The organism is Enterobacter sp. 342, assembly GCF_036663495.1.
Lineage (GTDB): Bacteria > Pseudomonadota > Gammaproteobacteria > Enterobacterales > Enterobacteriaceae > Enterobacter.
Genome location: NZ_JAWUEI010000047.1, coordinates 1 through 20598, shown reverse-complemented (window position 1 = coordinate 20598; position 20598 = coordinate 1). Strand labels below are relative to the sequence as shown.

Below are 20598 nucleotides of genomic sequence, written 5' to 3'. Positions count from 1 at the left end.
AGATAGTGCCCGACCCTGAATGGCCGTAAAAAAGCCTCAGCCGGTTATGACGCAACTGATAGCCAGTTATGAGCTGGTTATTGGGTGCGAAAGCACTGCCACGTTATTCCTTTTGCCCGGCCACGCGCCGGGTTCTTTTTTTGCCTGGAGGAAATGCATGGTTGAGGCAAAAACACTGACAGCCAGACAGGCGGCCGATCTACTAATCACCTCACCGAGAACTGTCTACCGTCTTATCGACTCGGGGCAGCTGGCCGGGAAGAAGATCGGGAACAAATACCGCACAACCGACGTTGCCTGTATTGCGTATTTACACGACCCGCGCGATCCTGTTTCCGCGAGCGCGGGTGAACATAAAGGAGAAATTTTATGTCAATCACCCTCAGAGGCGGCGTCTGGCACTGTCATTTCGTTACGCCGTCAGGGAAAAGAGTTAGACGATCTCTTGGCACGGGGGACAAGAAACAAGCGCAGGAGCTGCACGACAAGCTGAAGGCTGAAGCGTGGCGGGTGGATAAAATCGGGGAACTGCCGACGAGGACATTTGAGGAATGTTGCATAAGGTGGATCCGCGAGAAGGAGCATAAGCGGTCACTCGATGACGATAAGACCAAAATCGAATATTTCCTACGGCATTTCTCCGGCCGGGATATTTCAACCATCACGGCTGATCAGGTTCATGAAGCTGTTTCGAAGATGGTCAACCGCAAGCATATTCAGGTGTGGGAGTCTCGCCGGGACGCGGCTATACGGCGGGGAAAGGAACCGCCTCCGTATGTTGAGAAACCGGTAAGCCAGGCCACAAAGAGCCAGCACCTTTCGTTCATGCGATCTCTGTTCAAGGCTGCGGCTAATGACTGGGGCTGGATTAAAACAGCCCCGGTTATAAAAACCAAAAAGCCGATCAGCAAACGCATCCGATGGCTGACAAAGGACGAGGCAGAACGGTTAATTGCCTGCATGCCTGAGTCGATAAAGCCGGTGGTGATATTTGCACTGGCAACCGGCCTGCGCCGCTCCAACATAATTGATCTGGAGTGGCAGCAGGTCGATATGCAGAGAAAGGTTGCATGGGTAAATCCGGAGAACGCGAAGGCGGGCAAGGCTATCGGCGTTGCTCTGAATGATACCGCATGCAGGGTGTTAAGAGATCAGATCGGGAAAAGCTCCAGGTGGGTATTCGTACACACGAAGCCATCGACGCGCCCGGATAAAACACTGACTCCGGCTGTCAGGAAAATGCGTGTGGACGACAACAGCGCCTGGCGCATTGGTCTGGCAAAAGCGGGGATTGAGGATTTCCGTTTTCACGACCTCCGGCATACCTGGGCGAGCTGGTTAATTCAGTCCGGCGTTCCGCTGTCCGTGCTGCAGGAGATGGGCGGCTGGGAGTCGATCGAAATGGTCCGTCGTTATGCTCACCTGGCACCGAACCATTTAAGCGAACACGCACGGAAAATAGATGCCATTTTTGGCAACCATGACACAAATACGACACAAGGAGAAAATCAGGCTGGTTTGAAACTGGCGTAAGTTACTGATATTGAATGGTACGCCCTGTAGGATTCGAACCTACGACCTACGGCTTAGAAGAACGTAGAGTACTATTTAACGCACTGTAATATCATTGGTTTTTCCGCGCTCGCACGTGGTTTGTGTCATTACGTGTCGTTATATGCTTCTGCGTTTCGTTATGACTCATTAATGCATGACACATCTGTGACACAGAGAATGCACAGCCATGCCGCATGGCATAGCTATGCAGTTTCCCCATCACCTCAACCTCTTCCGCAGCCTCCCCCTCTATCGCTTCACCATCATCACAAATCAGCGCCCTGCCCATGACTCTCGCAAACTGAGTCCGTCCGCCGCTGAGGATTAGCAGAACCTGATTCTGTACCAGTCTGGTGCACGGCTCGATAGCGGCAATCAAAGCGCTGGCAACTCGCGTCAGCGCATTAGAGGGTGGCGCTAAACCTCAGGCTCTTGGCTCATCCGCTGATTGAATAGAGAATCTGCAGGCATTTCGAGTCGAAGGTCTATCCATCGTCCCTCCGGAATATCCATCGGATCGCCTGCAATAATCATTGCTGTTTCCACATCAAAACGGCGACGGAAAACTGACACAGTCAACATACCATCGTCGGAAGTCTTGATATCGACGAAACACAGGAAGTTTCCATTTATATCCTGGGGTATCTCCACCGTCCATCCTTCAGGGTTGAGGCCGAGACTGCCCGTGACGCGATACACACCTTCGGCCTCTCTTGATGCAGTAACCCCTTCTGCCTCTTCATTGCATTCAACCATACCCGTCCCGTAAAGTTTTATTACTGGTGAGGCTCGTTTAATAAATCCGTTAGTATCTACCGTTGTATTCCCGTCCGACCAGAACACCCTCCAGCCTGCCAGCGATGTACCGTTAAACGCCCTGACCGCAAGACGAGCATCCATACCTACCTGTATCTGGGTATAAGTCGTTGGAGATCTGAACATATGCATTAACGGGGCGAAAGGATCGAAAAAGTTTGTATTTGCCTGCCCGCTCCCTCCCCAGAATCCTGTCGCCGGGGCGAGATTTGCATTAGAGAGAATATTCGAGTTCGTCGCCCCTAAGCCGAAAGAGTTGACCTGCAGCATCGCCCCAGAAGTTGTATCAATTAGAGAGCTCTGGGAATTGCGGGTAGCGGCACTTCCTAAACCGAGGTTTGAACGAGCGTTTTCTGCAGTCGTTGCCCCGGTCCCGCCCTGGCTGATACTGAGCGCTGTTGTCAGGCCGGAAAGACTGGTGATATCGCTGTTTGCACCTTTCTTCGCCAGTGATTTTTGACCGGGTACGGTAACGGCAACGCCATTGATAGTGATGGTAACATCAGATGTCCCGTTCATCACATCAGCGAAGCCGCTCATGTAACGCTGATACATTGTGAAGGTTTCAGCGATGTCCTGCGCCAGACCATCCACGCTCAGGCTGTCGCTCAGAAGAATGGCGTATTTAGTTCCAGAAGGTACGGCAGGGTTAGCAGCGGGCGTAACGGTAAGAGAGGTTGCGCTTCCAATCGCGGTAATCTGAAAAACCTGCGCCGGACTGGTCAGGGCGATAACAGTGCAGCCGTTACGAATAAGAGAACCAGCAGCAGTGAAGTTTGTGCCGGTACCTGTAAGGGTATTTCCGCTGATGGCAATAGTGCCGGTGTTATAAAGCATATTTTCTCCTGTTCTCGGTGCATCGCCTGAGCAGGCTTTGCATAATTTAGATTAAATGTTTGAAAGCGAGGGTGGACCAGACATAATAAATAACCGAGCCGAATATTTTAATTACTACCTAAACTAGGGATTGCCATTCCACCCTAATAATAAAAACTATTTAAACTTTTTATTTCTAGCCAACAAACGATCCTGTACCTCTTGTTATTGTTAAACTTGGGGAGTAAATGCCTTTGCTTACTGAGTTAGCATTAACGATAGTTAATTTTGCCGTTACCGTGCTTGCATTTATTCCCTTCACTCCAAATCTCAATGTGTAAAAATTATTAGCATACGCGCCGGATTGCACTGGCAGATTTGAAAAGGTTTTGGATGTCCCATTAATATCAATAATGACATTCATACGGGAATCGGCATTCACTGCTGAATAAAAGGTTGCTTCTACAAGAGCATTCTTAGCGAGACTACTTGATCCTGAGTCAGTATAAGTAATCGTTTTAACTAAATTAGCAGTTCCGCTTAATGAAGCATCCGAACCGACACCAACGTTGGCAACATCACCAACAAATGACGTTGCCTCTATAGTTCCGGTAAATTTCCCACCTGAGGCATAAACCATCCCTCGTACTGTAACGTTGTTGAAAACAGCATAACCGGATTTGTTAATATGCCAGCCAACGTTCCCAGTGCCATCCCAGGTTGATGACTGGATGTAATTACCGATTTTGGTGTTACCGATCGTCCCCTCTCCGATAACAGCATCGCGGATTATCAACTGACCATTTTGCGTGGTGAATACGATGGTAGGGGTTCCTCCTGCCTGCATCATCACTGCAAAACGATCTGCGAGGAATAATACCTGCGACTGCATGCCAGATGGCGTATTCTGAACACCAATCCCCATCCCTGCTGCATACTGATTACCATTAGAATCAATAGCGACCTTGATGCTGTACATTGCATTCAGGTCGCCATTGACGTTCGCAATGGCCTGCGCGTTGGTGGTGATCGCTGAAGTGTGCCCGTTGATGGTCGCCGTAATGTCGTTTATCTGCGTGGCCGTGGCCTGCTGATAATTGGAAAACGTCTGGTTCAGGCTGTTGATTGCTGCCTTGTTGCCGTTCACGTCAGTCTGCAAACTCAGCAGCGAACGCGCTGTTGCCTCCCTGTCGCTTGCCATAACATTATCAATACGATCGATGCTGGCCTTACTGTCACCGTACTGCGCGCTGAGTCTCACCTGCTGATCAACCTGCGCCAGCGTACTCGTTATTAGCGCGATGGAGTTACTCTGAATACCGCCGCTGGCCTTATCAGTTTGTGCACCCAGCTCTTCCAGGCGTGATGCCATTGAGGAATCGAGGTCCGTGACAACCTGGCTAAGGTCAGTGATTGATGCTGTATTCTTAGCACCTACAGCAGCTGCTGAATCAGCTTTGTCAGATGCAGCCTGAGTGGCTGCAGTCAACTGGCTTACCGCCGAAGCGCGAGCTTCAGTTTCCGTTGCTAACGCCTGGCGAACTTCAGTAATACCCGCTTCATTCTGTGCAGTTTGTGCCTCAAGACGAGTAACATCCGTGACGCGGGCTTCCGTCTCAGTGGCGATCACCTCCCGGAGCTGTTCGAATGTCGCAGAGTTAGCCCCCTGCTGCGCAGTCTGGCGCACAACAACATCAGCAATAGCCAGGGCGTTGCCAATGATTGCTTCTGCTGTCTGCTTATTCGATCCAACCGCCGATGCAAGACCGTTTGCATTCTCTTTGATTGCATCAGCCAGTTCTGCGAACTTTTCACTACTCTCGACGGCGCTCTCGATGAGGTCTTTAAAGGTATCGCTCTCCTTAATTTCCTCCAGGATTGCATCGGTGATATCGCTAAAGTCATCCGTTGGCTTTCCTGAAGCCTCAACAAAATCAGAAACCCCGAACGCGTTGCGTGTCCGGACATAAACGTAATAGACGTGGTCAAACTTGAGCTTTTGAATGGTCCACTGGTTCCCCCTTCCGAGGAATTGAGTTTTGTTCTCAATGTCATCGGTTAATGGGATCGGAGTCTCGCCTGCGTACCAGAACTCAAAAGAGGTATCTGATGTTGCCGTTACAGACATAACTGGCACCAGAGTGGCCTGTAATGGTCCGGGTATCCACTGAACGGAGTTAGGAGCCTTTGGCGCGCCTATAATAAGACTCACCTGAGTTTCGGCGCCTTTCATCCCGTTTTCATTGCGCCCACGAACGCCGAGCGTGTAGCTACCGGCAGCCAGACCGTAAAACTCATACCGGAACTGGTCAGTTTCGTACTGAGATACCAGCTTCCCATCAGCACTGTAGATGTACAGCTCAAACACCAGCTTTTTAGTGGTGGTTGCCGTCTCCCACGTTGCTGTAACCTGGACGGTCTCAGTGTTTGTGTTCAGGATTCGCAGGTTTTCCACGTTAGGCACGCGGTAGCCGTTCAACGTATCGCTGGGAACTTCAAACACTGCACCCTCGTCAACGATTGCCTGTTTGTTGGGGTCGTGCAATGAGGCCGTTATGCTGTAGACGGAGTTGTTTTCCGTTTCGGCAACGCTCAGTATCCGGAAAAGGCGAATCGCAACGCTTGCGGTTGAAATGGCAAATACAGTTCCCGCCCTCACCCAGTTCGGTTCGGTTTTGAGTGTGACGTTATTTCCGTTAACGCCATCAATCTCATAGCGAGAGAACTTTCCGTCCCTCCCCATAATCGACATAGTGGAGCCGTCTGTTACTACCGAGGAGTCCACAGCGTCAACCGTTATCACCTTCCCGGAATGAGAAACAATTCTCCCCCCAAGACGATTTCCGGCGTAGTCATTGTCCATGACCTCAACGATATCACCCGGAGTGAAGTGGATAGCATCCCGAGCCATCTGGAAAGACAACCTGCTGCTTTCACGCTTTGCTGTTTCCAGCAGCCATTTACCTGCCCGCCATGCCTGTCCGCGAGAGGTGCAGCCAAACGCCTCCAGAGTGGTTTCGTTGTAGTTTCCTTTGGCTATCATCTCATCGTCGGAAACGTACTCTTTCACCTGCTCCCAGCCGTTGTCAGGATCGGTCCAGGACACTACAACGGCATTGTATTTCTCTGAACGCTTTACAGAGCTTCGTTTGAACTCGCCATTCACAACGTTGGCGTTCGTGATTGTCGCAATCGGATCCTGTGGCGCGTCCAGCATTACTGACAGGCGCAGGCCGTCCCACAGCGCAATGCCACGGAACATGCTCGCTATCTTGTCGAGAATGTCTCGCGCACTCGCCTGCTCTGTGATGTAGGCGTTGAGCGTCATGCGTGGCTCTTTGCCGCCATACCCATCATCTACAAGCTGATCGCAATATTGCGACAGAATGTAGAGTGCGCCATCGTCAACATCGATGTATCCGGCGCGTTTCGCCAGGCCAAATCGGGTGTTTTTCGCCAGCTCACGGAACAGCCACGCCGGGTTGTTAGTCCATGCCTTTTTGAAGCCCCCCGTCCACAGCCCGGAGTAAGTTCTGGCAATTGAATCGTAGTTATCCGGTACGTCAACGATCAGCCCGCGAAGATGATATGTGCGGCTCGGCGTGTCGGTGTACTGGTCACGGTCGATGACTGAGCCGGCAACAGCAGAGAACGGATAGCTAAGGTTGTCGTCGGTGATCTCGCTATAGCTGTTCCAAACAGTCCCGTTTGACAGCAAATCGCTGCTGCTGTCAGGCGTAATGCGGCGAACGCGGATATCAAACGGTTTGGTGTCGGGGGCATCAATGACGTGCGCCTCAAGGTACTCGCCAGAGATTTTCCCTGTAATCGTCACCGTCTTCTCCATGACCCAGCCCGACGAGCCAGTTCTGGTCTCGATAACCATCGTTACAGAGGTGTTTTTCTGGTTACCCTTGGAGTCCTGCTCCATGAGCCCGGTGACGCCGATGTTAAAACGAACGCGGGTCACGTCCTGATCTGTCACGGTTCTAACCAGCGGGGTGTCGTAAGTGACCTCAGTGTTAACAATGGTCGTCGCTTCGATTGCAGAGAAGCCGTTGATTGGCTCCTGAGTCTCCGATCCAGGTCGCCAGGCAACACTAATGCCATTCACGTTGACATTACCGTTCGAGTCAGTGATAGGCGTCTTATTCAGCTTGAATGAAGACAGGTGCTCCTGATCCACCGGGCCCGCAATTGGCCCCTCAGATATCAGATCCAGTACCCGATAGAATTGTTTTGATTTGAGGTTATCGTCGAGTAGTTTTGGGGTTGATGCTTTACCGCCACCTGAAGACATAGCGCCACCTTAGCTGATTGATTCTTCCCAGTCGGAATTATTAGATGTGTCGATGCCGAGACTTATTACGTTGCTGCCGACCTCCATCTCACCGAGGAGTATCGGTACGGGATGCCCCTGTCCGACCCTGTTTTCTGCACTGGTAAACGAGTTATTCGTGAGGGTGTTTGTTTCGGCCGCTTCCGCTGAAGTTTTGCTTTTCATGTTCCGTGACATGTAGATGGAGTAAGCAACCGAGGCGGAAGACAGCACTAGTGAGGCAATGAGAACTATCGTACTGGTCTCAAGTCCCGCCCCCTCAATCACCGGGACAAACAGCACTACAGAGCCATCCTTCAGGCGCCGATCCATGTGCCACTGCACCGAAGACGTTTCAACATCCTCACCCGCCACTCGCATTCTTACTCTGGCGTTCAGGAATGCTTTTTTGAACTCATGATTCTGAGCAAGCAAAAGACGAATGCCCTGGGCAGGGGTATCAACGTTCAGCTCGACTTTGCGGAAATGTCGGCGTAAATGCCCTGCAAATTTAAAGATGAGCACTGTTCATGTCTCCATATGGAATGCATCTGCTTAACGTATGCCGGGCGCATTTGCTCTCTCCGGCTTAAATGCCCTGAGCAATCGTGGTGAAGAACCATATTGTCATCGAGCAGAATCATTGCGTGGCAAGGGTCGGCACCGGGGAATGGCTGCCTGATTATTACGTCACCTGGCAGCGCTTCTCCCGGCGATACCTGATTGAAGCCATTGCGCGACATGTTGTTCAGATAGAGATTCTCCCCTCTCAGCCACCAGCCATTCGTCCTTTCGAAGTCAGGGAGTTCAATGCCGCACAGGTGATACGCATCACGGAATAGCGTGTAACAATCAGTCACTCCGTGCTCGAACCGCCTCCCCAAAAGGTAATCCAACGGCCTGAACGTTCTGATTTTCCCGTTACAGGCCAGCACCCATGGAAGGCCCGATGCAACCTGGCATTTACGGTCGGATCCGGACAGAACCGGGCTGTTCATTGGGTGAGAGTGGAATACCGCAGTCACCTCTCCAGCCTCCTCGGCCGCCAGCCACTCATCATCACTGATTCGGAAGTGCTTTCCAGGCTCCGGGTGAACATTCAGACAGCGGAACAACTGCCCGCCATCCAGGATTAAGCCGCACACCTCATCCTGCGACGATGCCGCATAATCGAGTAATTCCTGCATCATGAAACCTTCTGAGAGCCGGGGAAGCTGCTGATTGGCATTGGTTCCGGTCGTGGATAACGGAAGCGGCAGCCGCTACGGCGGTGAGAGCACTTATCTTTCGCCGGGTCAGTGGTTGGATTGTCGCGCTCATCTGCAACCGGCGGCCCGTCATATCCGCACCCGACGCCGCGATACAGCCACTGGCAGACGTCGGCAAGGATGGTTCGCGCCGGGATGATAGCATTGTCGCAGTCAATCGGTGTCGCCAGCGTGTAGGTCACCTGCTCGAACGTCTCTTCCGTCATCTCCTCAACAACGTAGCGGGAAACCGCTTCCTGCGTCGGATCTGCGTCAGGGTTGCCATTGGGGAAGTTCACCGCATCCAGGTATTTCACAGGAACCTGTCGCCGGGTGATAACAACTCCCAGCATGTCATCAAAGTCATGGTTAATGCCTGTCAATAATCCGGTAACGTTCGCTACTGCCATTGACGGGCGGGCGTATGTGCCTTCGTTCTTTGACTCGAAACCTTCAACTGCTATCGGGTAAGCCTGATACTGGTTTCCCTTCCAGATCACATTACCGTAATAGCCATTAGTACCCGAATGGAAGCGGATAAGGTCCCCGCCATATGGCTGGAGGTCTGCTTCGAAAAGGTCAATGAAAGCGCCTACTCCGGCATCGACGCTATCAATAATCATATTGGATGGTATGTCGCGCACGGCAAACTCCTATAAAAAAGCCACCAAGAGGTGGCTTATCGCGGTACCTGCTCAAACGTTGCCGTCAGTTCGAATAGCGGCCCGGTCTTTGTCATGCTCCATGAGCGGCAGACAAATAGCTTTCTGGCTCCGGTATCAGATGGCGTCCAGTAGAACGCCTCAACCGCCCCTCTGGATTTCAGGAACGCCTCGGCATCCTTAGCAGAATTACTCCGGCAGGCGCCGCCTACTCCCCGGAAGGTCAGGGAGTATTTATCCATTAGCGGATTGATACCCTTCACCTGCCGCTGCTCGTAGCCATCGCCTAGCTTGACGACTGCTACGTTAGGCGTTCGTTCGACGCTGTAGCCCTTCTGTGGGGGCCAGGTGAATGTTTCTGGCATGGTTGCTCCCAATAAAAAACCCGCCAGAGCGGGTCTACGTGCATTGCGATAGAGAATCAGAATTCCACAGCAAGCTCTTTAAGTTGCTTTTTAGCTTCTTCGAATACACGACTTTCAATAACTGCAAGAGAAGCATTCTTATCCAGAGGAATATGAACATTAACTGAAATACTTTTCAGATGCGTTTCATAATGAAAAACGACCCTTGCGATAATCCCGGAACCATTGTCATTATCAAATGCTGTAATATCTTCGATATGGTAATTCATCTCATTCTCCTTTTAATTTGCCCATCAGATATATGCGTATTAACGGCTTTTTTCAAGCATCCCATTTGGACGCTGCTCATTTCTGATGGCGCGTAATGCGGCGTTGTACGCCACCTTGTCAAACTGTTTGACCGTTTCCGGGCTGTTGGGACTTCCATCGAAGTGATAGTGATTCTCCTGGTGGATTGTCACATCTCCACCGCCCACACCACTGCGCATATCCCGGTTGCTAATCACCCTACCGTTGTCACCCGGTATCATGTACTGACTGCCGTTGCTGGCCTGGTAGATTTCTGGCTTCCCGCCTTCACCCACTCGGTACATTGAGTTGGCGCTGACGGGTCCGCCGTGCTCGCGGGCGCCAGCAACCGCCATCCCTTTAGCTGCCAGGAGTGAGCCAGCATAGGCCGTCTGACCAACAGCAGCAGCACTCCCCATTGTTGCAATAGAAGCACTCATTGCCGCAGGAGCCCATGCCGAAGCAGCAACAGTGGCCTGAGCCATCGTGGATGCAAGTGATGCAGTCGCAGCGGCCTGCCCCATTAACTGACTCTTGGCCCACTCGATCCCCATCTGAACCAGACTACCGACAACGCTGTTGAGAATTGTCGTGCCAATGTTGGCGAAGGACTCCTGCAGGCTTTGGGTGCCGTTAATCAGACCGGTAATGGCATTAGTTGCGCCACTCTGAAGGGAGTCTACAGCGTCAGCCATGAGCTGGTTGGTGGTGCTCTGATTGCGATAGATTTCCCATTGGGCAGCGATACGGGCCTGCTCGTATTGTGTATTGGCAGCATTCATCAGTTCCAGTCCTCTCTGGGTTAACTGCCCCTTTTGGCTTTCAAACTGCTGAATTAGCGCCAACTCCTGAGCGTGCTGGTTAGCAAGCCTCTGAACCGGATCTACCTCACCCATAGCCGACTGCTGCGGGGTTACAACCTGTTGAGCTCGTATCTTCGCCAAATTCGCCTGATGATTGGCCTCAATCCGCTCAGCAGTTTTGTCGTACTGCTCCTGGCTAATCTTCTTGGCTGCCAAAGCGGTTTTCAGGTCATCAACATCTTGCTTATAGCTGGCGTTTTCGCGCGCTTCCGGTAGAAGCTTTTGCGCAGCAGCCTCGGCCTTGATGGCATTGGCCGTATCCCATTTCTCTGCAGCATACTGCCGAGCCTGTGCGATCTGGGCCTGAGTTGCGCCTTTCCCAAGAGATTGCTCGGCATTAAGCATGGCCTGCTCTCTGCTAAGTTCTTGAGTTGACCCTGCCGCCAGTTCTGCTTGCTGCTTTAGGTTCGCCAGCTTCTGAGCAACAGATTCAGCAGAAGACGCTGATTTTTTCCCCTGCTGCTCACTCTCTTGTTGAGCTTTTTTCCTGGCTTCTTCTGACTTCTCTAAATCATAATTTTCAGCAGCCAGCCTGCCAGCTGCAGAGATTTGATTCTGATTGTCAGTGACCCTGGCAGCCTGCATCCTGGCTTTGGCTATCGCCCGCGCTCTCTCATCCTGAATTTTAAGTAATTCATTCTGCTCTTCCAGAGTAGCGATAACTTTATCGCCCTCCTTGGTCGCGGGAGATATCTGCAGCGCTTTGGGGTCGAAGCTTTTTCCAGCCTGATTAGCTCGGTTTATTTCATCAGCTGTCTCTCCAAAGGCTTTCGCTACGGCACCCTGAACCTGCTCAAGAGACCAAGATTTTTCGATGAGTTGATCATGAACTCCCATCGCCGTGAGCATGTTGTTCGTGAGCGTGCGAGTCGCCTCTGAGGCGGTTTCTTCTGTTCGGGATAATTTATCTTTAGCGGCCTCAAGGTCTCGCGTCTTACGAGCCAGTTCATCAGACACTTCCGCCTGTTGGCGGGCGAAGTCTGTACCTTGCCCCATAGATTCAGCAACCTTCTGGGCAGCCGGGGTAAAGTTCTGGTATCTGTCTCTCAGCGAGTCAACTTCACTTTGCAGATCCGCAACAGCCTCTTTCTGAGCTCGAATAGAATTATTTGCATCTGCAATTGCCCCACGCAGCTGCGTGTTTGACATTGCATTCATGGCAGCATTTAGCTTATCCAGACCATCAGCGAAGGCGATAGCCTCCTCTTTTGCCTGCTGGGCTTTCTGCCAGAAATAGAATATAGCCCCGGCAGCGAGCATAGCTGCACCAGCAGGACCACCTATGAGGGCAAGAGCATTACGAGCAAGTCCAATACCAGCAGATGCTGCACGTGCCGCCGCCGCCGCCCTTGCTGATGCGGCAGCCTGGACTGTTTCAGCCTCAGTAAGAGCGAGAGATGCGGTAGTCGCCCGAGTTTTTGCAGCTATTAGGGCATCAAGCGCTAACATTTCAGCAGCGCTACCTTTGGCCACGTTATATTCAGCCTGGGCCAGAGCGAGAGACGAAAGAGCAGCCTCTTTATCAGCCAGAGCCTTACGCTGAGCAGAATTAGCGGCAACCAAAGCTGCTTGTGCCGTCTGATTGTCTGCTGCAACCTGCTGACGGGATGCTGCGATATCAGCGATTTTCGCTGAGGTAGCCATAGTCAGCGCACCGACATACCGCGAACCCATTACGCCGGCAACAATCGTGAGTGTAGTGCTGAGAACGTCCAAGTTTTCACTTAGAGATATGACTGAGTCACTGAATATTTTGACGCCAGTTTTTACAGTGGCATTCTCGCCAAAGAACTTCGTGATGTTGTTGTTGGCAATTTCAAGAGACTGGCTGATCGTCGCAGTAGTTTTAGCGAACTCCTGTCCAATTTTATCGCCCTGAGAGAGCAGGCCATTAACGATCACCTCAGTGGTTAACTTGCCCTCTGCAGCCATGTTTCTGAGCGCCCCGATGCTGACATTCATAGAGTCAGCCAGAGCAATCATGAGCCGGTTCCCCTGCTCGTTCACAGAGTTAAATTCATCACCCCTCAATGCTCCGGACGCCAGCCCCTGAGCAAGCTGAATGATTGCATTGCTTGCATCCTCGGCTGTTGACCCTGACACCACGAAACCCTGGTTAATAATGGTTGTCAGCCTGGTAATGTCCTCTACACTGACGCCATAACTTCTTGTTGAACGCTCCAGACGCGCATAGAGTGTGGCCGTGGCATCAAGACCTGAGCGAGTCTTTTGAGAGATGTCAAAAACACGCTCTGTGACATCAGCCAGCGTTTCAAACGGCGGTACGGAATCCCTGACGGCATTTGCCAGTTTATTGCTGAGGTCCTGCCATGCCTGAGCATATGCGCCAACCTGCTGGACAGAAAGAGCGGCAATGAGCGCTTTCGCGACGCCAGTTAAGCTGGACATAGTGCCTTCAATCGAAGACAGAGAGCGTTCGGTGCGGTTTAAACCAGCCTCAAGACGGCCCATACTCCCATTGAGGCCATTCAGCGCATCATCAATATCCCGACGACCTTGAAGAAGGCGAGCCGTGTCCATATCCACTTCGTAAACGATCGTTCCAGCGCTGACGGTACCAGCCATATTGTTTTCTCCTGGCAATAAAAAACCTCGCCTGAGCGAGGTTTGATATGGTTTTATTGTTGGTTAGTTGCAGGTGTTTTCCCATGAGTCATTAAACTCCTGGCTATCGTCATCTATTACGGAGTGCCCGTTGGTAGATATATACCTTGAATTACCTGCATAAGCGCCGAAACTATTTTTTGCATTTACGTACCCACAAACTGCACCACCCTTGCCGATCTTCTCCCCAGAGAACTCAGCAGATGATGAGTCTTTGAGCAATCCCTTCACTGACTCTTTTGCATCGTAGTATCGGATTGCACGCCCCTCCTCCTGAGCTGTTTCTTGTTTTTTTAAGTCGCTCTTCAGGTCTTCATATTGCTTTCTTTCCGCGTAAGCATCACCAAAAATAGGGGTTTGGGAGTTGACCCAAAAAAGAAATCCCACATTGGCAGCTAATGATACAGCCAAAAAACCAACGGCGCAGAATCGTAAAGTTCCACGCCTCTCCGCCTGTGTAAGACGGGAATTAAACGCCGCCTTCTCGCCTATTTTTCCAAATCCAAAGCCAATGATAATGAAAGTTGCAATTATGAAGACGAGAGATAGTGGCTCTCTTGCTGCGAAGGTGCATGTAATTACTAATGCAATAAAACCCAGCGCCACAAATATCTTGTTCATATCCCTATTCCCCTTTGGTAAAAATGAACATCCTACCCAGGAATAGCACAGGCGCAACGGAAAATGATGATTTATTGTTCTCAGGGTATCGTTGTATAGAAGGTCGGTTACTTCTTTTTCGCATTCTCGCGTCGAACTGCCTGTTTAGCCAGATATTCATCGGCGATGCTGTCGTACTCTTCGCGAGTAAAGCCTTTCTGGTCAGGATATTTAGCCGCCAGCAGCATCTGAAATTCGGTCATCGTTAACTGAGAGGCTTCAGTGCGGTTCATTCCGAAGTGGCTGCGAGCTGCGCTGATGTAGTCGAATGCTTTAAACTCTGTAGTGCGCTCGCCTGTTTCATGGCGCTGCAACTGGCGAACCTTGGATTTTCCGACGATGCCGTGCTGCATGAGGTGCTGCGCCAGCACGATGATGTCGTTCTTCGGCATCTGTCCCGGTCGGTATACGACGCAATGCCGCCATCCCTTCCATTCGCCGATCATAGGCGTCAGGTCTTCCTCGCAGCACGCCTGAAGCACCAACATGCACGTTGATAAAAGCTTCTCAGTAGCGCGGTTGAATGATGGAGATAGCCATTCAGGAAATCCTCCCAGCGTGCCAGCGCACACATCAATGAGCTGAGCGACATCATTGCCGTGGATGGTGGCGTACGCCTGCACAATCTCTTCCGGAGTGCCGATCCTGGTCATGGCCTCGAATGAAGGCCGCAGCAGGTAATCTCTCCCGCCTTCGCGGCTGTCGCTGATAGAGAGTTCGCCAATATCGGTTAAAGCGGTCATAGGCCTTCCAGTAAACGGTCATTATCAAGGGCAGCACGCCGCCCTTTGGAATGTCCGTTAGGTAACGGTAACCGTATGCACGGCCACAAAGTTGCCATCTACGGTGTTGATGATAATCTGCGCGCTGCCGGTGGCGACGCGCGTCACGGTAACGGTGTTGCCGGATGCGGTGGCCGTTGCTTTGGTCGCATCGGTAGTCGCCACAGTGAAATCTTTGTTGGTAGCGCCGGTTGGTGCGATGTTCACCGTGAAGGTGCTGGTACCACCCGCCGTGCCGGTGCTGGTTGCCGGAGTTACCGTTACGCCAGTCACTGCTACAGCAGTAATTTCGTTCACTTCGATGGTACTCGCGTCACCGACTTTGAACTCGGTACTAAATGTTACGATGTCATTTGTACCCCCGTCAGAGCTCAGCGCCGTAATGTTCATGTAGCCGATGAATTCGACCGGGCCGTAGTCCATGCGTACCCAGATGCCGGGCTGGCGCTTGGCCTTCAGCTCGTCAGCGAAATACTTGATGAATTTGCCGACACCGTACTGATCCAGCTTGTCCTTCTTGCGCACTTCACCTTCAAAACTCAGGGTGAAATCACTGTTGGTGATGATGGTCTCGACATAGCCGCCGCCGTCATCTGCATCAGAGGTAACCGAGTTCGGGTTGAAGTCGAAGCCCTTCGACGTACCAGCGGCCAGCGCCATCCACTCAGACTCAAGTGGCTTGACGTCCGGGCAGCCATCGGCGACTTCCAGCACGACCGCACCGCCGAACAGGCGCTCGTTCGAGTTCTGGCAATTAGCCATGTGAAACTCCTCTTTGACGTATAAAAGAAAACCCGCCGGAGCGGGTTATTTGGTTGGTATGGCTATTCGCCGTAAGTGCAGGCGAACTGGAGTCGGAAGACTATTCGCCCTTCTTCTGTGAGCACCGGCGCGGGAATTGCGCCCATGTTCTGGATGTAGCCGACGCAATCGTCGGTCATTGGGTTGGCCTGGACATAATCAATGATGCGCTGCACGGCATTAAGCGCGTCTTTGCGCTTGTCTTTCGCGCCGACAACGTCGACCAGGACGTGGTACTCAGAGCCTAGGTCAGTACGAATATTCGACCCGCCGTTTGGCCTGAACACCATGATCGCTTTCGACAGATCTCCCGGGTCGTCGTACATCAGCTGTTGCACCGTGAACCCGGCCGTTAGCCCGGCGTCGCCGAACATGTTTCTGACCCGTTCGTACATCATTGGTGTCATAGTGAAAGTTCCTTACGCACAACATCATCAATGGCAGAACGCTCCTCTTCAAATCCAAGAGTGAGAAATTCCTTTTTAGCAGTCGAGCGACGGAACCTCTGTGGATTGGCCGGATCATGAACATAAACGGCATAGTTGGTCGAGTAACCTACCCTGCCTGTGATTACTGCTCCGTCAGCTACGATTTCTCGAAACTGGCTATTTAATAGCGCTGAGGTGTCGATCGGTGTGTAGAGCGCCGCTCTTGCCGCCCCCAGAATCATCGCCGACTGGAGCGCTCGAATTATTTTTCGACCCTGAATATCATTCAGAATTCGGTCAATATTGCGCTCAACACGTGCAGTGCCACGCACTTTGATACCCATTGCTACACTCCCGTCAGTATGGCGTAATCATCCGCCAGGCGCTCGAACGTGTCGGCGTAACGGATAACCTGCCGCACCTCGTCGGCACCGGCGACAACCGGGTCCGCTTCGGTCGATACGCCAATCAGCAGGTAATCACCCGCGGCCGCCAGAGAGAACTCCGTCCAGATGGTGTTTTTCACGACGATTTCAGCGCCCAGGCTGGCTAACTTCTTGCTGAGCCCGCCTTCGTAATCACAGAGGATTTGCTCAGGTTCGGAATAGCCCAGCGGATCGCCGTATTCATCATTGCCTTCCAGCTTGCGCCAGATGGTCGCGGTTGCTGTATACGACCACGAAGCTGTTGCCGACATTAGACTACCCTCGCATATGAACGACCCTGCCGGATATGGGCAATGTTAGCCTTTGAGACGCCATATCTTTTGGCGATAGTGGTAAGAGAATCACCATCTGAAATGGCGCGACGAATTTCGCGCACCTGCTCATCGGTAAACTTGGCGTGTGGCGGGGTAACACCGAACATAGGGTTACCAGAGCCTGAATTCTTGGCTGATATTTTAGCTTTGACTTCAGGCAGACTGCTCATACCTGCACAGGTTGGCACTTTCCCATACCAGCAGTTCTTTTCTCCCCGTCGACTTTCCGCCATATTCGCCTTTGATTCTTCGGTGTGAATAACCCCGAGACAGCTACCAGCGTTTGGCGCGATGTTGAAAGTCGGGTTTAATTCGCGAAAGAATCGCTGCTCGACGGCAATAAGCTCTGACTTATTACTCACTACTTCCAGAACAGAGAAATCAAAGACACCTTTGCCATGTTTATCCCATGACGCCTGAAGGTTTCTGTTTCCATGCGTGCCTTTCCGCAGCTTATAGCGATGACTCGCCCACCTTCCTGAAATGTTAACCGTGGAGCCGATATACGCCTCACCAGTGATGGTGTTGGTAATCTGATAAACGCCTGCAACGCCATTATAAGATGGCGCATTATGGTGCTGATGGCTTAAGATTTGATGAGCCATGAGTTACCTCCGCAATAGGTAATGATGGTTAGAGCCGGTGGCAATGTTGACGCATTCCCCGGCTCGTTAATTTTACCATTTGCTGGCTTTTTATACACCAATTCTCACTCCTTCCAGCGCAGCACAACCGTTACGTTTCCGCCCTGGCCTTTAAGTTGCTCACTGCGCTTAATGGGATTCGGTGGGATGCAAGAGTCCATGACGACTTCACCAACACGATAAAGTCGGCCGCTTTTCAGTAACCCGCCTCGCTTCATTCTTTCCACCTCAGCACCTTCGCGCCGGTCGCCCGGATGCGCGCACAGTTGATGTGCCACTCGCCGTCCGATTTCACATAGCCGGTAGTCTCCCGCCCTGTGTCGGTTTCAACCCATACGCGGGTGAACGAGCGCGGCAGCCCGTGCTTAACTGATTTGTACGTCATCAGCAGCCTCCGACCACCATGAACAGGCCGACGCTATTACCGGCACTGATTGGCAGCTCACCGGTGCAACCGCTGATATCGAGTCTGGCCAGCGAGTCGCGCAGCCAGGTAACGCTATCAGCACCGTAATCAAACGAACGGGACGCGCCAGACGGCGCACCCTGCGATTTGATGCGGCGCGCGCCGGACGACGTAGCCATAAGCGCGGCGGCGTACATCAGGATCAGCTTCGAGGTGCAGTCGTCATACCCTGCGCCATCGAGGCACGGGATAATCTTGTTCACCACGCAGAGGATCGGCTCCAGCAGCGCGCCCGGGATGGAGTAACCCAATTCACCGAGGAACGCCTGCACGTCTGCCGCTGTGATTGGGTCAGCCATGGTTATTTACCCTTTTTCGATTTAGCGGAGGTGTCTGCCTGCTCTGCCTGCTCTGCCTGCTCTGCAGATTGATCGTCGGAGCCTGGCGTGGCGACTTCAAGCTCCTGCTCGTCGACTTCGCCAACCACTGAAACGCGCCCAGCGAAAGCTGGAGGCACATCAGCCGCAACAAACTCATGACCCACCGGCAGTTGCTGGAATACGCCGTTAATTGTTCCCCAGCAACCAGCCTTATCGACTTTTAACTTTTTCATGCTCTCTCCCGAAGAAAAGGGGCCGAAGCCCCTTAACCCTGTGCGTTGAACACTTTAGAACGACCGTTGAAATCGCGCTTAATCTGCAGACCGACAGCACTCCAGACCAGAGTGTTGTAGTTGTCGAACGGATTCTGGCGCGGGATCATGAAGGTGCCCACCGGCGCGGCAATGCGCGTCTTGATGTACTGCGAATTGCGCACGTACGCGATGAAGTGGTTCCCCGTCAGCTTAAAGGTCTGGTTAACAGACTCGATACGGCCGTAGCGCAGGATGTACTCCAGCACGGTGCCTTCTTTGAAGCCGGCAGCGGAGGAATATGGTTTGCTCATGTTGCGCATGATGTTAGGCGACACCCACACCTTCACCTTCTCCTGCACGTAGTTATCGTCCAGGAGTTTCGCGAACGGCCCGGTGAAGAAAGCGACAGTTTCGTCAGGAGTGGAGGTGGTCAGGTCAATATTCAGACCGGATGCACTCAGATCCACCTGGTTGGTGTTAGCGTGGTTGGTAATGCCTGCGCCGACATACCCCTTCACCTTCACTTTCGCATCACCTGAAAGCATGTAGTCGGCCATATCCTCACGGATTGCAGCAACGTGCGCTTCCTGGTCATCTGCCATTGCGTCAAGGTTTTCGGACTGCATGCCGTTCCACTCGCGCCATTCACGGCTGTAGCCGGTGTTGAAGATCGGGATTGGGTCACCAGCTTCGTCGTAGATGACTTTATCCAGCTCTTCAGGCACGTGGCCAGTCAGGGTGCGATGAACCTTGCCAGCGTCACTGGATACGCGGTATAGCGCCGCCGTCTTACCGATAGAGATCGGCGTGCCGAGGCCCAGCAGATCATCCAACAGACCGTTGCCTTCGTCATTACGGAAGACTCGGGTGGTGATGTTGTCCACTTCACGCCAGTAGTCTTTTGAGATCAGCGCAGCCTGGTTAACTTCCAGTGCGCCGCCATACTGGGCGGAAATAGTGTTCTGGTTGATGTTGAAGGACTCACGCTGCATCAGCAGCTGATTCCACGCCTGCTTTACCTGGTTATATTCAGTAACCAGCTTTTTGTTGAATACGATCATGCTCATGCGGTTGCTTTCCCTGATTTGCGAACTTTCACGAGCTGAGCTTCAGCGCCAACGGTGATTTTTTCGCGTGAATAAAAGAGGACCTGGTCGGTGGCTGGTGTGGTTGACTTGGCCAGCGTGCCGTCACCGGCAGAAACCAGGCCTTCGTTTTCCAGCAACACTTCGCCTGCTTTGACCAGCATGTGGTAATCCACATCGTCTTCGCACATGATGGCCGCGCCGGTATCACCGGCAGGAACCGAGTCGCGAATATCACCGCCGCCGATATAGTTGTGCTGAAGAGCCAGAGCAACGCCTGCACCACCAGCGACATTGTGAACCGCCAGTTTTCCGGTGCTGTCGAGCATCACCAGTGAGCCGGGTTTCACGGCCGCCGCCATGATTGCTTCAATGACCTGCGGGTCATTCTTACGGGCCGGGCCCGCGATTACGGTATGAAAACGAGGTGCGAGAGCCATTATTCAGGTGCCTCCATGTTAAGGATTTCACTCTGAGCGCCATTCCCCTGGAATGCAGGGTTCAGACCGGTGCTGGTCTGGCACTGTGAGTACAAGTCGTTCAGCGCGTCGCCAGCCAGCGAGTTGATCGCCGCTTCACTCATGAACGAGAATTTCGCTTTAACCGCATCGCGCTTAGTTTTCAGGTCGCTTTCTGCGTTCGCCTGCAGCTGAGATTTCAGCGTGCTGATTTCATCGGTAAGCGGCTTCAGTGCCAGATTCACTGCGGCAGTAATAGCGTCGGAGTTAATCTGAGCCTGGCCCTGGTCGCCGCCGCCATCATTCTTCTGCATCTGCTGGTTGTAGGCATCCCAGACCTGATCGTCGGTCAGCCCCTCGGTTTTAACGCCTGCGGCATTGAGCGC

22 protein-coding genes and 1 pseudogene are annotated in these 20598 nt (G+C 52.4%); 2 read left to right on the top strand and 21 right to left on the bottom strand.

Annotated elements, in window-relative coordinates; all coding sequences use genetic code 11:
* Nucleotides 1–19 precede the first annotated feature (19 nt).
* Together V6E55_RS23315 and V6E55_RS23310 are read left to right on the top strand one after the other, a co-directional pair.
* Nucleotides 20–493, top strand: a complete 474-nt coding sequence (locus tag V6E55_RS23315; protein WP_316944007.1) for a helix-turn-helix domain-containing protein — start codon at nucleotides 20–22, stop codon at nucleotides 491–493.
* Complete coding sequence (locus V6E55_RS23310; protein ID WP_316944010.1) at nucleotides 376–1533, top strand: tyrosine-type recombinase/integrase; 1158 nt, start codon at nucleotides 376–378, stop codon at nucleotides 1531–1533. The genes V6E55_RS23315 and V6E55_RS23310 overlap by 118 nt, the downstream gene beginning before the upstream one ends.
* Before the next feature lie 438 nt (nucleotides 1534–1971).
* Here V6E55_RS23310 and V6E55_RS23305 read toward each other — a convergent pair whose 3' ends face one another.
* The 21 genes and pseudogenes from V6E55_RS23305 to V6E55_RS23200 all read right to left on the bottom strand — a co-directional run.
* Complete coding sequence (locus V6E55_RS23305; protein WP_316944006.1) at nucleotides 1972–3207, bottom strand: phage tail fiber protein; 1236 nt, start codon at nucleotides 3205–3207, stop codon at nucleotides 1972–1974.
* A gap of 175 nt (nucleotides 3208–3382) precedes the next feature.
* Entirely contained in the window at nucleotides 3383–7486 is a 4104-nt protein-coding gene (locus V6E55_RS25910; protein ID WP_410493476.1) for a phage tail protein, read from the bottom strand.
* Between the two features lie 9 nt (nucleotides 7487–7495).
* Nucleotides 7496–8029, bottom strand: a complete 534-nt coding sequence (locus tag V6E55_RS23290; RefSeq protein ID WP_316944005.1) for a tail assembly protein — start codon at nucleotides 8027–8029, stop codon at nucleotides 7496–7498.
* Entirely contained in the window at nucleotides 7972–8691 is a 720-nt protein-coding gene (locus V6E55_RS23285) for a C40 family peptidase (protein ID WP_316944008.1), read from the bottom strand. Before V6E55_RS23285 ends, V6E55_RS23290 begins: the two co-directional genes overlap by 58 nt.
* Complete coding sequence (locus V6E55_RS23280) at nucleotides 8691–9395, bottom strand: phage minor tail protein L (protein ID WP_316944004.1); 705 nt, start codon at nucleotides 9393–9395, stop codon at nucleotides 8691–8693. The genes V6E55_RS23285 and V6E55_RS23280 overlap by 1 nt, the downstream gene beginning before the upstream one ends.
* Before the next feature lie 35 nt (nucleotides 9396–9430).
* Nucleotides 9431–9778, bottom strand: coding sequence for a phage tail protein (locus V6E55_RS23275; protein ID WP_316944003.1), 348 nt, complete (start codon nucleotides 9776–9778; stop codon nucleotides 9431–9433).
* Between the two features lie 56 nt (nucleotides 9779–9834).
* Complete coding sequence (locus V6E55_RS23270; protein ID WP_316363758.1) at nucleotides 9835–10047, bottom strand: hypothetical protein; 213 nt, start codon at nucleotides 10045–10047, stop codon at nucleotides 9835–9837.
* Nucleotides 10048–10086: 39 nt separating this feature from the next.
* Nucleotides 10087–13515 (bottom strand): tape measure protein, encoded by a 3429-nt coding sequence (locus V6E55_RS23265; RefSeq protein WP_316944002.1) that lies wholly within the window; start codon nucleotides 13513–13515, stop codon nucleotides 10087–10089.
* Between the two features lie 63 nt (nucleotides 13516–13578).
* Nucleotides 13579–14175: a hypothetical protein gene (locus V6E55_RS23260; protein ID WP_052135636.1), complete on the bottom strand. Its 597-nt coding sequence runs from the start codon at nucleotides 14173–14175 to the stop codon at nucleotides 13579–13581.
* Between the two features lie 107 nt (nucleotides 14176–14282).
* Nucleotides 14283–14957: a DUF6246 family protein gene (locus V6E55_RS23255; protein ID WP_316944001.1), complete on the bottom strand. Its 675-nt coding sequence runs from the start codon at nucleotides 14955–14957 to the stop codon at nucleotides 14283–14285.
* A 57-nt stretch (nucleotides 14958–15014) separates the two neighbouring features.
* Nucleotides 15015–15758 carry a phage tail tube protein gene (locus tag V6E55_RS23250; RefSeq protein WP_316944000.1) on the bottom strand — a complete coding sequence of 248 codons (744 nt, stop codon included), beginning with the start codon at nucleotides 15756–15758 and terminating at the stop codon, nucleotides 15015–15017.
* A 62-nt stretch (nucleotides 15759–15820) separates the two neighbouring features.
* Nucleotides 15821–16204 (bottom strand): phage tail termination protein, encoded by a 384-nt coding sequence (locus tag V6E55_RS23245; RefSeq protein WP_045307655.1) that lies wholly within the window; start codon nucleotides 16202–16204, stop codon nucleotides 15821–15823.
* On the bottom strand, nucleotides 16201–16569 hold the full coding sequence (locus V6E55_RS23240; protein ID WP_316943999.1) for an HK97 gp10 family phage protein: 369 nt from the start codon (nucleotides 16567–16569) through the stop codon (nucleotides 16201–16203). Before V6E55_RS23240 ends, V6E55_RS23245 begins: the two co-directional genes overlap by 4 nt.
* A gap of 2 nt (nucleotides 16570–16571) precedes the next feature.
* On the bottom strand, nucleotides 16572–16922 hold the full coding sequence (locus V6E55_RS23235) for a hypothetical protein (RefSeq protein WP_316943998.1): 351 nt from the start codon (nucleotides 16920–16922) through the stop codon (nucleotides 16572–16574).
* Complete coding sequence (locus tag V6E55_RS23230; RefSeq protein ID WP_270090226.1) at nucleotides 16922–17590, bottom strand: GIY-YIG nuclease family protein; 669 nt, start codon at nucleotides 17588–17590, stop codon at nucleotides 16922–16924. Before V6E55_RS23230 ends, V6E55_RS23235 begins: the two co-directional genes overlap by 1 nt.
* 104 nt (nucleotides 17591–17694) lie before the next feature.
* Complete coding sequence (locus V6E55_RS23225; protein WP_316944011.1) at nucleotides 17695–17907, bottom strand: hypothetical protein; 213 nt, start codon at nucleotides 17905–17907, stop codon at nucleotides 17695–17697.
* Between the two features lie 106 nt (nucleotides 17908–18013).
* Nucleotides 18014–18394 (bottom strand): DUF7370 family protein, encoded by a 381-nt coding sequence (locus V6E55_RS23220; RefSeq protein WP_316943997.1) that lies wholly within the window; start codon nucleotides 18392–18394, stop codon nucleotides 18014–18016.
* A gap of 2 nt (nucleotides 18395–18396) precedes the next feature.
* On the bottom strand, nucleotides 18397–18648 hold the full coding sequence (locus V6E55_RS23215; protein ID WP_316943996.1) for a hypothetical protein: 252 nt from the start codon (nucleotides 18646–18648) through the stop codon (nucleotides 18397–18399).
* 32 nt (nucleotides 18649–18680) lie between these two features.
* Complete coding sequence (locus V6E55_RS23210) at nucleotides 18681–19736, bottom strand: major capsid protein (protein ID WP_316943995.1); 1056 nt, start codon at nucleotides 19734–19736, stop codon at nucleotides 18681–18683.
* Nucleotides 19733–20194 (bottom strand): hypothetical protein, encoded by a 462-nt coding sequence (locus V6E55_RS23205; RefSeq protein WP_045331687.1) that lies wholly within the window; start codon nucleotides 20192–20194, stop codon nucleotides 19733–19735. Before V6E55_RS23205 ends, V6E55_RS23210 begins: the two co-directional genes overlap by 4 nt.
* A pseudogene (locus V6E55_RS23200) lies at nucleotides 20194–20598 on the bottom strand (DUF2213 domain-containing protein); the annotation flags it as partial. The gene V6E55_RS23205 and the pseudogene V6E55_RS23200, both read right to left, overlap by 1 nt.

Excerpts from the sequence above, each read along its gene's own strand:
- V6E55_RS23315 (WP_316944007.1), top strand. The coding sequence starts at position 20 with ATGGCCGTAAAAAAGCCTCAGCCGGTTATGACGCAACTGATAGCCAGT.
- V6E55_RS23305 (WP_316944006.1), bottom strand. The coding sequence starts at position 3,207 with ATGCTTTATAACACCGGCACTATTGCCATCAGCGGAAATACCCTTACA.
- V6E55_RS25910 (WP_410493476.1), bottom strand. The coding sequence starts at position 7,486 with ATGTCTTCAGGTGGCGGTAAAGCATCAACCCCAAAACTACTCGACGAT.
- V6E55_RS23285 (WP_316944008.1), bottom strand. The coding sequence starts at position 8,691 with ATGCAGGAATTACTCGATTATGCGGCATCGTCGCAGGATGAGGTGTGC.
- V6E55_RS23275 (WP_316944003.1), bottom strand. The coding sequence starts at position 9,778 with ATGCCAGAAACATTCACCTGGCCCCCACAGAAGGGCTACAGCGTCGAA.
- V6E55_RS23270 (WP_316363758.1), bottom strand. The coding sequence starts at position 10,047 with ATGAATTACCATATCGAAGATATTACAGCATTTGATAATGACAATGGT.
- V6E55_RS23265 (WP_316944002.1), bottom strand. The coding sequence starts at position 13,515 with ATGGCTGGTACCGTCAGCGCTGGAACGATCGTTTACGAAGTGGATATG.
- V6E55_RS23260 (WP_052135636.1), bottom strand. The coding sequence starts at position 14,175 with ATGAACAAGATATTTGTGGCGCTGGGTTTTATTGCATTAGTAATTACA.
- V6E55_RS23255 (WP_316944001.1), bottom strand. The coding sequence starts at position 14,957 with ATGACCGCTTTAACCGATATTGGCGAACTCTCTATCAGCGACAGCCGC.
- V6E55_RS23250 (WP_316944000.1), bottom strand. The coding sequence starts at position 15,758 with ATGGCTAATTGCCAGAACTCGAACGAGCGCCTGTTCGGCGGTGCGGTC.
- V6E55_RS23245 (WP_045307655.1), bottom strand. The coding sequence starts at position 16,204 with ATGACACCAATGATGTACGAACGGGTCAGAAACATGTTCGGCGACGCC.
- V6E55_RS23240 (WP_316943999.1), bottom strand. The coding sequence starts at position 16,569 with ATGGGTATCAAAGTGCGTGGCACTGCACGTGTTGAGCGCAATATTGAC.
- V6E55_RS23235 (WP_316943998.1), bottom strand. The coding sequence starts at position 16,922 with ATGTCGGCAACAGCTTCGTGGTCGTATACAGCAACCGCGACCATCTGG.
- V6E55_RS23230 (WP_270090226.1), bottom strand. The coding sequence starts at position 17,590 with ATGGCTCATCAAATCTTAAGCCATCAGCACCATAATGCGCCATCTTAT.
- V6E55_RS23220 (WP_316943997.1), bottom strand. The coding sequence starts at position 18,394 with ATGGCTGACCCAATCACAGCGGCAGACGTGCAGGCGTTCCTCGGTGAA.
- V6E55_RS23215 (WP_316943996.1), bottom strand. The coding sequence starts at position 18,648 with ATGAAAAAGTTAAAAGTCGATAAGGCTGGTTGCTGGGGAACAATTAAC.
- V6E55_RS23210 (WP_316943995.1), bottom strand. The coding sequence starts at position 19,736 with ATGAGCATGATCGTATTCAACAAAAAGCTGGTTACTGAATATAACCAG.
- V6E55_RS23205 (WP_045331687.1), bottom strand. The coding sequence starts at position 20,194 with ATGGCTCTCGCACCTCGTTTTCATACCGTAATCGCGGGCCCGGCCCGT.